General features: G+C 62.3%; 12 protein-coding genes. 4 read left to right on the forward strand and 8 right to left on the reverse strand.

The features are described from left to right. Positions 1–47: 47 nt before the first annotated feature. The 4 genes from QM801_RS08255 to dapA all read right to left on the reverse strand — a co-directional run bounded on the left by QM801_RS08255 (position 48) and on the right by dapA (position 2,595). A complete protein-coding gene (locus tag QM801_RS08255; protein WP_415018733.1) occupies positions 48–560 on the reverse strand; it encodes a L,D-transpeptidase in 513 nt (170 codons plus the stop codon). 153 nt (positions 561–713) lie between these two features. Beyond that, the gene (gene folK, locus QM801_RS08260) at positions 714–1,205 is read right to left on the reverse strand and encodes a 2-amino-4-hydroxy-6-hydroxymethyldihydropteridine diphosphokinase (RefSeq protein ID WP_415018734.1); all 492 of its coding nucleotides are present in this window, start codon (positions 1,203–1,205) and stop codon (positions 714–716) included. Between the two features lie 9 nt (positions 1,206–1,214). Then, positions 1,215–1,712: an SsrA-binding protein SmpB gene (smpB, locus tag QM801_RS08265; protein WP_415018735.1), complete on the reverse strand. Its 498-nt coding sequence runs from the start codon at positions 1,710–1,712 to the stop codon at positions 1,215–1,217. A gap of 1 nt (position 1,713) precedes the next feature. Beyond that, complete coding sequence (dapA, locus tag QM801_RS08270) at positions 1,714–2,595, reverse strand: 4-hydroxy-tetrahydrodipicolinate synthase (RefSeq protein WP_415018736.1); 882 nt, start codon at positions 2,593–2,595, stop codon at positions 1,714–1,716. 217 nt (positions 2,596–2,812) lie between these two features. Between dapA and QM801_RS08275 the strand changes: the two genes are divergently transcribed. After that, positions 2,813–4,894, forward strand: coding sequence for a transglycosylase SLT domain-containing protein (locus QM801_RS08275; RefSeq protein WP_415018737.1), 2,082 nt, complete (start codon positions 2,813–2,815; stop codon positions 4,892–4,894). Continuing rightward, a complete protein-coding gene (locus tag QM801_RS08280) occupies positions 4,894–5,775 on the forward strand; it encodes an alpha/beta fold hydrolase (protein ID WP_415018738.1) in 882 nt (293 codons plus the stop codon). Before QM801_RS08275 ends, QM801_RS08280 begins: the two co-directional genes overlap by 1 nt. Here QM801_RS08280 and QM801_RS08285 read toward each other — a convergent pair. The 3 genes from QM801_RS08285 to QM801_RS08295 are packed head-to-tail and all read right to left on the reverse strand — an operon-like array spanning position 5,772 to position 8,378. Further along, a complete protein-coding gene (locus QM801_RS08285) occupies positions 5,772–6,377 on the reverse strand; it encodes a hypothetical protein (protein ID WP_415018739.1) in 606 nt (201 codons plus the stop codon). The two genes, QM801_RS08280 and QM801_RS08285, sit on opposite strands and share 4 nt — an antisense overlap. 17 nt (positions 6,378–6,394) lie before the next feature. Next, on the reverse strand, positions 6,395–6,526 hold the full coding sequence (locus QM801_RS08290) for a hypothetical protein (RefSeq protein WP_415018740.1): 132 nt from the start codon (positions 6,524–6,526) through the stop codon (positions 6,395–6,397). A 10-nt stretch (positions 6,527–6,536) separates the two neighbouring features. Further along, the gene (locus tag QM801_RS08295; protein ID WP_415018741.1) at positions 6,537–8,378 is read right to left on the reverse strand and encodes an OmpA family protein; all 1,842 of its coding nucleotides are present in this window, start codon (positions 8,376–8,378) and stop codon (positions 6,537–6,539) included. 306 nt (positions 8,379–8,684) lie between these two features. Here QM801_RS08295 and QM801_RS08300 point away from each other — a divergent pair, with 306 nt between their 5' ends. Together QM801_RS08300 and QM801_RS08305 are read left to right on the forward strand one after the other, a co-directional pair. After that, positions 8,685–10,271, forward strand: a complete 1,587-nt coding sequence (locus QM801_RS08300; protein ID WP_415018742.1) for a tetratricopeptide repeat-containing sulfotransferase family protein — start codon at positions 8,685–8,687, stop codon at positions 10,269–10,271. Positions 10,272–10,357: 86 nt separating this feature from the next. Beyond that, the gene (locus QM801_RS08305) at positions 10,358–11,149 is read left to right on the forward strand and encodes a S1 family peptidase (protein ID WP_415018743.1); all 792 of its coding nucleotides are present in this window, start codon (positions 10,358–10,360) and stop codon (positions 11,147–11,149) included. 9 nt (positions 11,150–11,158) lie between these two features. Here QM801_RS08305 and QM801_RS08310 read toward each other — a convergent pair whose 3' ends face one another. Beyond that, positions 11,159–12,748 carry a tetratricopeptide repeat-containing sulfotransferase family protein gene (locus QM801_RS08310; protein WP_415018744.1) on the reverse strand — a complete coding sequence of 530 codons (1,590 nt, stop codon included), beginning with the start codon at positions 12,746–12,748 and terminating at the stop codon, positions 11,159–11,161. Positions 12,749–12,757: the final 9 nt, after the last annotated feature.

The following is a 12,757-nucleotide window of genomic DNA, read 5'->3' on the forward strand; positions in this document are numbered from 1 at the left end:
TTTATGGTGAACGCCGGATTTCGCTTTTTCTTTCAAGGCCGGGCGTTTCACTCCACCACCACCTTCGCGCCCACCTGAACCCGGTCGTAGAGATCGACCACATGCTCGTTCAGCATGCGGATGCAGCCCGATGACGAGGCCTTGCCGATGCTCCAGGGCTGTGTCGTACCGTGAATGCGGTACTCTGTGTCCCCGATATAGAGTGCGCGCGCGCCCAGCGGATTGTTGGGACCGCCCGGCATATGCGCAGGAATGTAGTGCCCCCGCTCCCCTTCCCGCTCGATCATGTTTGCAGGCGGTCGCCAGTCCGGCCATTCCGCCTTGCGGGTGATGACGTTGCTGCCGCTCCAGGTGAAACCTTCGCGGCCCACGCCGATGGGGTACATCTCCGCCTGCCCGCCCGGCAGCACATAATAGAGTTTGCGCGCTGCCGTCTGGACGAGGATCGAACCCGGTTCCATGTCGCGGTCGAAGGCCACGATCTTCTTCTGCAGGTCCGCGCGGGTTTCGGGCGCGAAGTTCAGCACCTGCCCCGACATCTCCGCTGTACCGTCTCCCATTCCCCCCAGAATCTGGAAGGCTCCTTCCGCATGCGCCGTGCCATGCAACAGCAGGCCGGCGAATACGGTACGCAACACAAGTCTCTTCATGATCCACCAACAGCCCCGTCCCGAACATGGGCGGAGTCTTGCCCGCATGGTGAAGGGGCGCACTTAAGTCCCGCTTAAGCGCCTTAGTTTGCGAATGGTGAACGCCGCGCTTTCTTTCGTTAAGGGGTGCCGCCATACGGGCGCCACCTGCTCGAGCGGCTCGAGCACAAACAGGCGCTCGGAAATGCCGGGATGCGGCAGCACGAGCGGGCGGATCGAGAGCGTCTTCTTGCGGCGCACGAGGCCGTGATAGTCGATGAGATCAAGATCGAGCGTGCGCGGCCCCCAGCGAAGGCGGCGTTGCCGCCCCGCTTCGCGCTCGATCATGTGGAGCTTGCGCATCAGGGCGTCTGGCGACAGATGCGTCTCGATTACCGCCGCGGCATTCACGAACTGGGGCTGGTTCTTGCGGCCAAACGGTTCAGTGATGGCAAGCGGTGACGCGGCGACAAGTTTCAGCGGAAACGTGTCGAGGGCGCGGAAGGCGCGTTCCACCGCCTGGCGCGGCGTCCCCCAGGGGCCGTTCATGTTGCTGCCGAGTGCGATGACGATCATCGCAGGCGTCTAACCGCGGTCGCGCAGCAGGCGCGACTTCTCGCGGTTCCAGTCGCGCGTCTTGATGGTGTCGCGCTTGTCGGTGAGCTTCTTGCCGCGGGCGAGCGCGATGTCGACCTTCACCCGTCCGCGCGGATTGAAGAAGATCTTGAGCGGCACGATCGTCAGCCCTTCGCGCAGCACGCCCACCGCCAGCCGGTCGATCTGCTTGCGGTGGAGCAGCAGCCGGCGCGGGCGCTTGGGCTCGTGGTTGAAGCGGTTCGCCTCGCGGTACTCCGGAATGTTGGAGTTGATGAGGAAGAGTTCATTCCCCTTCATCGCCGCGTAGGATTTACCCAGGTTCACATGTCCCGTGCGCAGCGACTTTACCTCCGAACCCTTGAGCTCGATTCCCGCCTCGAAGGTTTCGATCAGTTCGTAGTCGAACCGCGCACGGCGATTGTCACCCTTGACGGTGATGCCTTCGTGGGCGCGCGATTTCTTCGCGCCACCGCTCTTGGATGACATCTCAGTTCAGGATGCCCGCGTGCACCATGGCGCTGCGGACCATCTCCTTGGTGGAGTCCGTCACGGGCACCATCGGCAGGCGTGCTTCCGCCGTGCAGTGGCCGAGCAGACTCACGGCATACTTGATCGGGCCGGGATTGGTTTCCACGAACAGGGCATGATGCAACGGCATCAGGCGGTCCTGAATCGCAATCGCCTTCTTGTAATCGCCCTTGAGGGTTGCTTCCTGCAACTCCGAGCAGAGCCGCGGCGCGACATTCGCCGTGACCGAGATGCAGCCGACGCCGCCATGGGCATTGAAGCCAAGCGCCGTGCCATCCTCGCCGGAAAGCTGGATGAACTTCTCGCCCGTCATCAGGCGCTGGCGCGAGGGGCGGGTGAGATCGGCGGAGGCATCCTTGGTGCCAACGATGTTCGGGCAATCCTTGGCGAGACGGTCGAGGGTTTCGACAGAACAGTTCGCCACCGTACGTCCCGGCACGTTGTAAACGAAGATCGGGATATCCACAGCCTTCGCGATGGCGCGATAGTGCTGATAGATGCCCTCCTGGGTGGGCTTGTTGTAGTAGGGAACCACGATCAGGGCTGCATCAGCCCCTGCCTTCTTGGCGTGGGCGGCATATTCGATGGCTTCTGCGGTGTTATTGGACCCCGCACCGGCAATGACCGGCACCTTGCCCTTGGCTTCTTCCACGCAGATTTCGATCAGGCGCTTGTGTTCCGCGGGCGTGACGGTCGGGCTTTCGCCGGTTGTTCCAACCGGAACAAGGCCGTGGCTTCCTTCCTTGATCTGCCACGCCACGAATTTGCGGTAAGCCGCCTCGTCAACGGCACCATCCTTCATCGGCGTAATCAAGGCTGGGAAACTTCCCTGGAACTTCACGGCACACCCCTATGGTTAACAAATTGGAAACCAACGCATCGCTAGGCTCGTAAAGCAGCCTTGCGGGCTCCGGTTCGCGCGGCACCATAGTCGTTCGTACCTGTCGCGGCAAGCAAAGCGCTCTAGGGATTGGGAAAGTGCCCCAAACCCGTCGTATTTGCCCTTTAGCCGCCAGCCAACACAGGCTACGAACGCATTTCTAGAAGGAGTCGATCGCGTGTCGTCAGAAGTCAGCCGCCGCCATTTCCTGAAGGGCCTGTTTGCCGGTGCGGCTGCAGTCGCGATGCCGAATCTTGCCATAGCCGCCTCCCCCGCCGTGCAGGCGGTGAGTGCCGCCCTCAAGGGCGACTATGTAAATGCCGGGTCGCTGGCCCAGCAGTCGGGTGATCCGGCCGCGGTGAAGCTGGTGGAGCTTCTCTTCCTCCGCGACAAGGGCGCCAAGGCCGGTTACGCCCGCCTGATGAACTTCCTCGACGTGGCGCCCAAGTGGCCGCTGACCGAGACCTTGCTGAAGCGTGCCGAGCAGGCATTGTTCGAGAGCGGCGCGCGCGGACCCGAAGTGATCAACCACTTCGCCGAGCGCAAGCCCTTCACCTCCCACGGCAACATCGCCCTCGCCCGCGCTGCCATGGCGATGGGCGACAAGGACGGCGCCCGTCAGGCCCTGATGCGCGCCTGGCTGAACCCCGATATGGACGACACGGTGGAAGCCGCGGCCGTCAACGAATTCGGCAGCGCGCTGAGCGAGGCGGATTACCGCCGCCGCCTGTGGATGCTGATCTACGCGCAGGAATCAAACGCCGCCGTGAGCCATGCCCGCCGCATGGGTTCCGGTTATGCGGCCATCGCCAAGGTGGCGCAGGCCCTGCTCCGCGGCACAGCGGGTGCCGACCGGCAATATGCCGGCCTCTCAGCCACGAACCGCAACATTCCGGCATTGCGTTATGCGCTCGCCCGCTATTACCGCCGCACCGACAAGTTCGCGAAGGCGCGCAGCATTCTTGCCGCCGCACCCACCACCGCCGCCGACATGGGCGACCCGGAAGCCTGGTGGACAGAGCGCCGCATCATTGCCCGCCGTTCCGTCGGGCCTGCGCACCGCGACAACTGGGTGACTGCTTATCAGATCGCCGCGCGGCATGGCCTCTCCACCGGGGATGCGGCAGTCGAAGCCGAATTCCTCTCGGGCTGGATTGCGCTCCGTTACCTGAACAAGCCCGACACGGCGATGAAGCACTTCGCCCGGCTGCAGGAAATCGCGCCGACCCGCACCGAGAAGGCTCGCGCCGGCTACTGGATCGGCCGCACCTACGAGGCGCTGGGCGACAAGGGCTCAGCCCGCGCCACCTACAAGCAGGCGTCGGAATACTCGACGGTCTATTATGGACAGCTGGCGCGCGAGAAGATCGGCCTTGGCGACGTTCCCGAGCAGATCGAAGGTGGCGATACCACAGCCGCGGCCCGCGCTGCTGTTGACCGCGACGAGGTCATGCGTGCCTTCCGCATCATGGCGCAGGCGGCCGACAAGTCGCAGCTCAATCTCTTCGTCTATTCGATTTCCACACGCTTCAATTCGCTGGCCGAGATGAATGCGGCGGCATCGGTGTTGCACCAGTATGGCGGCACCACGCTGGCGCTCCGCCTCGCCAAGGTTGCAGGGCAGCGCAACATCGATATCGATTCCTACTCCTATCCCATTCGCGGCCTTCCCGACTGGAAGCAGATCGGCAAGCCGGTGGAAAAGGCGCTGGTCTTCGGCCTGTCGCGCCAGGAAAGCGAATTCGATCCGCAGGCCGGCAGCAAGGTGGGCGCACAAGGCCTGATGCAGCTGATGCCGGGCACCGCCAAGCTGATCGCCCGCCAGTATAACATCTCCTACGCGCCCGAGAAGCTGAAGGGTGACCCGAGCTACAATGTGAAGCTGGGTGCCGCGCATCTTGGCGACCTCATCGATGATTTCGGCGGCAGCTATGTCTTGACCCTCGTGGCCTACAACGCCGGCCCCCGCCGCGCCAAGGAATGGGTTGCAGAATATGGCGATCCGCGGTCCGGCCAGGTCGATCCGATCGACTGGGTTGAATCGATCCCGTTCCAGGAAACCCGCCAGTACGTTCAGAAGGTGTTGCAGAACCTGCACATCTACCGGTCGCGCCTTGCACCCAAGACGGTGCGGCCGATGTCAGCCGATTTGAAGCGTGGCACTCCCGGAGAACTGACGGTGGCGTCGACCTCCGCCCCGCCTGAAGGCGACGGCTGCAAGGGTGGATCCATCAAGGCCCTGATCACGGGCTGTGATTGATGCGGAGCCTGCAGAGGCTCGTCCCTGCCGCTGACGGAACCCGGATCTTCGCCGAACTCTTTGGCGAGCAAGCTGCTGGCCGTGTGCCGCTGCTGTGCCTGCCGGGGCTCACGCGGAACGGCCGCGACTTCGAACCGGTCGTCGAGCGCTATGCCGGTTCGCGGCCGGTGCTGACCATCGACTTCCGTGGACGCGGACGCTCCGACAACGCCGCAGACCCCCTCACCTATCGCCCCGATGTCGAGCTCGCCGATACGCTCAGCGTGCTCGATGCCTTCGCGATCCCACAGGCAGCGGTGCTTGGCACATCACGCGGCGGCCTCGTCGGCATGTTGATGGCGGTGGCGGCACCTGACAGACTGAGCGGGCTTTGCCTGAACGACATCGGGCCGCGCATCGAGGCGGCGGGACTGCTCCGCATCATGGGCTATGTCGGATTCGAGATGGTGTTTCCCAATTGGGATTCAGGCGCACGAGCCTATGGCGCGACGGCACCGGGCTTTGCCGGCGTCAGCGAAGAGGCCTGGCAGGCGGCCGTGCGCCGGGCTTACATCCGGCGCGAGGATGGCCGCATAACTCCTTATTATGACATGAAATTATCCGCCACGCTGCCGCGACGCGAAGACGTGATCGCAGGCAAGACTCCGGAGCTGTGGACCCTGCTCCCGGCGCTTGCGGGGAAGCCCGTCACCTGCCTGCGCGGCGATGCCTCGGATCTTCTCTCCCGCGAGACCGTCAATCGTCTGTGTACGGAGCTTCCTCAGGCCGAGGGCGTTGAAGTGCGAGGCCGCGGGCATGTGCCGTTCCTCGACGAGCCGGAATGCACGGCTGCACTCGACCGCTGGCTGGCGCGGATCGACGCGAGGCCGCGGCAGCCCTAGCTCTTGCGCGTGCGGCTGCCTGAGACCTTTTCGCCTTCAGCGTTCTTCATTCCACCTGAACCATAGAGCTTGGCAAATTCGGCTTCCTTGCCATCGGCAAGAAGGCGGGCCTGCTTGATCCATTCCTCGCGGGCAATGCGTCCATTGAACTTCAGGTGATCGTCAACCCAGGCCACCTGCTCGCGGCTCCAGGACGCAATCTGGTCGAAGTGAAAGATGCCGAGACCATTGAGGATCTTTTCGTTCTTCGGGCCGATTCCGCTGATGCGCTGCAGCTTGTCGGCCTTGCCTTCGCGTGCGGCAGCAATGCCCTTCGGCCGTTCCAGCTTGCCCACGAGGTGTTGAGGCCCTTCCTCCACCACAGGCTTTGCCGCTTCGGCGGCTGCGGCCACAATGGGTGCGGGCGGCGGCGGAGGTGGCGCCACAGCGGCGGGCGCAGGCGCCGGAGCGGGTGAAGCCGTCGCCATGGCCAATTGTTCGCGCGCGGCATAAGCCGAGGGCGCATCGGAGCCTGAGAGTTTCCGCAGCAGCCAGCCAAGGAAGGCGCCAATGAAGTAGGCGACGAGGAAGAGGATGAAGAGTTCGATCAGATAGTGCAGCATGGGATGTCCTCCGCTCCTCAACCGTTCGTGTCCGGGACCTGTTCGGAGGTCTTCCAGCCGACAAAGATGCCGATTGCGAAGGCAACCAGCAGCCAGATCCAGTGATGATCGATGATGGTCCAGAAGCCGTTGCTGTACAGGTCAGACATCTCAGTTCCCCTATTTCACGATCTTGATTTCAACACGCCGGTTCACCGACCACGCCGCCTCGTCGTGGCCGGGATTGAGCGGCATTGATTCGCCATAGCTTGCGACCGAAAGCCGGTCGTTCGCAACGCCTGCCTCAACGAGCATGTCCCGGACGCGGGTCGCCCGGTGTTCGGCAAGGTCTTCATTGTAGCCGTCGCTGCCGCGTTCATCGGCATGGCCGCCTACCTCCACCTTGAGCTTGCCGCAGCGGGCGTCTTTCAGGAGAGCAGCGTACTGGCTCACGGAAAGTCCGAAGCGCTCCTGGAAATCGGTGGTGGCGAAGACGAAGCGCATGGGGAAGACGGCACTGATGCGGGCCATGGCGCCCTCGCAATCGAATGGCGCGTCGGTCTTGGGTGCGGCTTCCTGGGGTGCCGAGATGACGATCTCGTTGGCGCTGGCGTCATCGACGCTGCGGCCCCGCGTGTCGGTGGCGGTCACCACGACATTGTAGGTCCCGGGCTTCATGCCCTTGGGCATGGCGAGCGTCCAGTTCTCACCGTCTGCAGTGAGCGCGCTGCCCGCGGCACCAAGGGTGGCGGCCAGCGGAAGCTCTGGGATCGAAATACTGAGGGTTGCGGTGCGCCTGGGATCGAAGGTGCCCGTGATCACATCAGGCGCAGTGTCAGAGGCATGCACCTTCACCGTCGGAGCTGCGGGCAAGGTGGCGTCGACCTCGAGTTCGGCCAGCGTCTGGTCCTTCACTTCAGTGTCGCCCTTCTTCGCGGTCACCACGACATCATAGATCCCGTCCTTCAGTGCGGATGCCGGCAGGAGTTTCCAGCGGCCCGTGCCGTCGCGCATGAGGTTGGCGGCCACACCGAGTTCGTAGGTCTTTCCGGAGAGGCCAACTGTCAGTGTTGTTCCCTCGCCTTCCGGCCAGGTTCCCCTGACCAAGGGTGCCCCGGTGAGATCAAGCTGACGCTCAACCGTCGGGGCCGCCAATTGCGCCGGGGCCGGCGCGGGTGCGGGTGCGGGTGCTGGCTGAGGTGCCGGTTCCGGAGCGGGTTGGGCGTCTGAACCGGTTGTTGTCGCAGCCGCCGGAGGCGTGGGCTGCGGGGCCGCGGCCTCCACCTGTGCGGTGGTGGCCTGCTCGGTGACAGTGGTGGTCGTCGTGGTGGTGGCAGGCTGAGGCGCGGGCGTGTCCGCGGGTGCACTTGCTATGGGTGCCGGTGCCGCTTCGGCTGCGGGCTGGGGCGGCGGCGGTGGTGGAGGCGGCGGCGGTGCGAGCACCGTGATCTTGCCCGGTGCCGGGGCCGCCTGCGAAACAGTGGCGCCGTCGCTGTCCACGCTGGCGGTTGCCATCACATCATAGGAGCCGGGGTCCAGCGGCGCAGCGAGTTTCAGCAACCAGTTCCCGGCGCTTGACGTGAGTTCGGAACTGCCTGGCAGGCTGTAAACACTGCTGCCGACCTTCACCTCGAGTTTCTTCGCCACTCCTTCCGGCCAGGTTCCCTTGATCTCCGAGATGGGGGCTGCGGCCTCGAGTGATTCGACGGTAGGAGCAACCAGCACGAGCGGTTCAACGGACGCCGCTGCAGTCACTGTGCGCACACCCGGCACGCCAGCCACGATTTTCGCGGCGGCCTCCGGCGCAGCGGGATTGGTGGTCTTGCCCTTGAGAATGGCGTCCCGGCCGTCCAGTTCGACCTGCGCCCACCTGGTCAAGTCACTCTGGGACAATGCTTTTTGCGCGTTCTCGAGAATCTCCTCCTTCATGAAAGGATCGGTGATCAGGGCGGCGCAGAGCAAAGGCAAGCCCACGCCTGCAACCGACCACGGAACCCATTTCGCTGGACGCATTCTGATCATGCCGATTCACCCCTGAATAACCCCGCAACCGACCTGAGACCGCCGATTTGCCCGCCTGCTGGCCGTTGCGCCCGCCATCCGCGTGTTAACATTCCGGCCACTGTTTGGCTATGCCACCCTGACGACCCAGACGCCGCATGTGTTGAAATTCTTGGGTTTTATCGATCCGGGATATCCACTTTCAAGCCGTTTGGAAAAACACAAGGATCGTCATGACCTTTGCTCTTCTTGGCAACTGCAGACCGGCAACAGCTTCTGGCCATCGCGGCTTGTTTCAACCGGTTTTACCGGCTAGCGGATTACGCCATGATGTGGGCCGACGAAATCCGCAAGACCAATGAACTGATCTCGCAGGGACAGTTCGACAAGGCCCTGGCAATGGCCCAGACATTTGTGAATGCACATCCGACGCTCGCGCCGGCCCATCACCTGATGGGCAAGATCTGGCTCCTCAAAAAGAACAACGGGAAGGCGCTGGAATTCGCCCAGAGGGCTCACGACCTCGACAAGGCATCGGTGCAGGCGGCGACACTCCTTGCGGAGGTCTATGTCGAATTGAACTTTCCCGAGTTCGCCTTGCCGCTGCTGAAAACTGCAGAACGGCAGCTCCCGGATGATGCCGCGCTCAACTTCGTTCTCGGCCGCTGCTACATGCTCATGGAAAAGGGCCATGCAGCCTTGCCTCATCTCGAGAAGGCTGTCGCTGTAACGGTCCGTGAGCCATCAGTTACCGACGCACGCATCACGCTCGCTGAATGCCTCGCGGCCATCGGCCGGCCGAAGGACGCCAACGCGGTGCTCGACGGCATTGGCGAAAGCGATCCGGCCCATCACGCTGCCCTCACCCTGCGGGGGCAAACGGTTGGCAAGCCCGTTTCCGAATGGCTGGTCACGTCCCTGACGGCCCTGACGCGTTCAGATGATCCGGAGGTCCGGTCATCCGCCTGGCTCGCGCTTGGCCGCTGCCATGATGTCGAAGGGCGCCACGACGACGCTTTCGCGTGCTGGACGCGCTCGCGTGAAATTCTGGGGGTGCAGCGATACAATCGTGACGCCACGACACGCATCACCCATCAGACACGGGGCTTCTACGCCAAGCAACTGCTTGATGCGGCGGCCCCCTTCGGGGACAACGGTTCCAGTCCGATTTTCGTGGTCGGCATGCCCCGCTCGGGAACGACCCTGACCACGCAGGTGATATCGGCGCATTCCACCTGCGTGAACATCGGCGAAACCAACCGCTTCATGAATTACGACCAGATGTTCCGGAAGGACTTCTGGCGCGAGTCCGGCCATCGCGAAATCCTGCAGGGTGCCAAGGGTGGGCTGCTCCGCAACATCGCGCAAGAATACAACCGGCTTTTCGACATCTATGCCGAAGGAAGCAAGCGGCGCGTGGTGGAGAAGACTCCCTTCAACTTCGAACATCTGGGCTTCATCCGGCTGATCTTTCCCAAGGCCCGGTTCATTCATTGCCGCCGTCATCCCGCCGACAACTTTGTGTCCGCTTTTCAACACAGTATGAACAGAAGCCACGACTATTCCTACCGTCAGGACACCTACGTCGAGCGCTATCTCGCCCACGAGGAATTGATGCGATACTGGAAACAGTGCTTCCCGGACCAGATTTTCGAGCTGCGCTATGAAGATATGGTGGCAGACCAGGAAGGAATGTCACGCAAACTCATCGCGTTTTGCGGATTGCCGTGGGAAGAATCCTGCCTCAATTTCCATGAACAGAAGAGCACGGTGCGTACCTTCAGTCAGGCGCAGGTGCGTCAACCTGTCTATTCATCCTCGGTCGAGCGTTGGCGGCGCTACGAGAAGAACCTCGGTCCCTTGTTTGCAAACCTCTCACAGCATAACTATGATTATGCCAAGAGCGTGATCTAAGATAAGCAGAAATTATGAGCGAATCCGGTTCCATCAGTGCAGGTCGGTGTGGTCGTGTTCTTGCCGCAGCATTGCTTGTCGGAGGAGTGCTCAGCGGCTGCGCCACCAACAATCCGGTTGATCTCGAAGCGCGTTCCATCGCCATCCAGGAAAACGCCGTTCCTGTGTCAGGCGGTGTCGGCACCGTCAATCCGCTCCTCCCCGCGGTCGGCCCCAGCTATGTCACGTTGAACGTCAAGGAAGTTGCCCCGTCCGGCCGCGTACCAGAGGCCGGAATGCGCGCCATTACCTCGGGGAGCGGATATGTGGTCCAGGGAGACGGCCTTGTGATGACGGCCGCTCACGTCGCGGTGGAACTCGGCAACGAGATCCAGGCCCGTGCCGGCAATGGTCGCGTCTACTCAGGCAAGGTCATTGCCATCAATCCCAACAACGACATGGCGATCATCAAGCTTCGGGGTTTCCGCGGCGTTGCCGTGAAGCCGGCGATGCCGGGCTGCGTTGCCCCCAACAATCTGGTCTTCACGCTTGGCCGCCCGCACGCACAAGGCGACACGGCCCGGATCGGTGAATTGCAAGGCCGCCATTTCGGCCGGGCCGTTGCCTATGGCAAGTTCGGCTACCCGGATGCGCTTGTCCTCAAGATGGATACACAGAAGGGCGAAAGCGGCGGTCCGCTGTTCGACAGCAACGGCCGCTTCATCGGCATGGTGGTGAGCACGCTGACCGACGCCAACGGCAATCTCATCAACGTTGCCCATGCCGTGCCGGCGACCGCAGTGGCCAAGTTCCTGTGCTCGCAGACGCAGTGTGATCCCCAATGGGTGCCGATTGCCCAGGCCGGCGTCGATTCCTGCGATCAGATGGCCAGTCAGTAGTTCTGTTCTTCAAGACCCAGGATTGGCCAGCGGGGTGAAATCACCCTCGCCACAGGTATCGGCGATGATTTGCAGGCGGCTTTGATACTTCGTCCAGCCACCCACCGATTTGGCGTTGATGGGGCTCCGCGCCTGATGCACGCTTGCCGTCGCGATGCGGGATTCGCCCTGCTCCGGATACAGACAGTCTTCTTCCCAACCCAGCTGACAGAAGGACAGAAGCGATGTGATCATCGGCTTCGGTTCAGTCACCAGACGCTCGTAATGCAAAGGAAAAATCCGTCCCGGCAGGACCCGGTACCAGTGTTCCATGAGGCGGCGGTAGTGTCCGAAGTAGGAGATGAAGATTGCCGGATCGTCAAAGTAGAAATGGGCGTCCAGCAAGTTGGCCTTGAAGCCGGACAGGAAATTGTCCGCCGGATGCCGGAAACAATGGACGATTGACCCTTTTGGAAACACTGCAGCCAAGAGGCCGACAAACAGGAAGTTATGCGGCATCTTGTCGACGATCCGGTCCTTGCCGTTGCCGAGGAAGCGCATGGTCGCTTCGATTTCATTGAGTTGCTGGCGGAGGGCAGCGCCGCCCATCTTGCGTGCCAGGGCAAGAAATTCAGTGACAGCATGTCCGTTCAAGACTGTTCTCACAAACTCGGCCACCACTTCAAGCTCACCTGCCCCGGCAACTGTGCTGTGGGATGCGAGGATGCGTTCCACGAGAGTTGTCCCCGAGCGCGGAAGACCCAGGACGTGGATCGGCTGGAAGGGATTGTCACCCGCAATTTTTGAAAGTTCGGCAATGTTCTCCTGCGAGAAAACGGAAATCAGGCTGTCGACCTGTCGTCCGAAAGCCTCCGACGTGTCTTTCTTGGCCCGCACCAGTTTGCTCTCTCGCAGAAGTGCGTACTCCCCCTCGATATCCTTGGCGGAAGACAAGCAACGGGCCTTTGTGTGTAACAGAACAGAACGGTCCATGGCGCTGTGATCAGAACGCAGCAGTTCCTGTTCCAGCATCGCGAACTCAGGACTATCCAGAGGAAATGGCTCAATGGCAGCAAGGTGGGCAAGAGCCGTTCCCCTCGCCTTCGGGTCATTCAGCAGTTCCCTCAGCGGAACTTCTGCTTCCTTGGTCCGGCCAACTTCGATGAGCGCGAAAGCCCAATCGAGTTTGGCATTATTGTCAAACCCGTGGGGCAGCTTGAGGGACATGACGGTACTGTAGTGCTCGACGGCTTTGTCGAAACGGTCGATCGATGCGTAGAACACGCCCAGCGTCCAGGGCACAATCGGCAGTGACGGGTTGATATCCCGTGCCTTCATCAACACCGATTCAGCTTCGCGTACGCGTCCCGAATCCAGAAGCGCGCGGCCGAAACGCACCAGAAAATCCACGTTCCGCGGCTCCAGCTGTGCGGCCTTGCGCAGGAACGGGACGGCATCACGCGGGCGCTGCAGGGCGGCGAGCGCGTGACCCATGCAGTAGTTGCTGACAGGCAGTTGCGGCGCCTGCCTGTGCAATGCTTGCGCCTTCGCCAGAGCCAGATCAAACCGGCCCTCGCCAAACAGCTTGAAAATCGCGCGAACCTCGGTCTCGATATTCACCGCAGAACC

It is taken from the genome of Aestuariivirga sp. (genome assembly GCF_047600585.1).
In the GTDB taxonomy this organism is placed as follows: Bacteria; Pseudomonadota; Alphaproteobacteria; order Rhizobiales; family Aestuariivirgaceae; genus Aestuariivirga.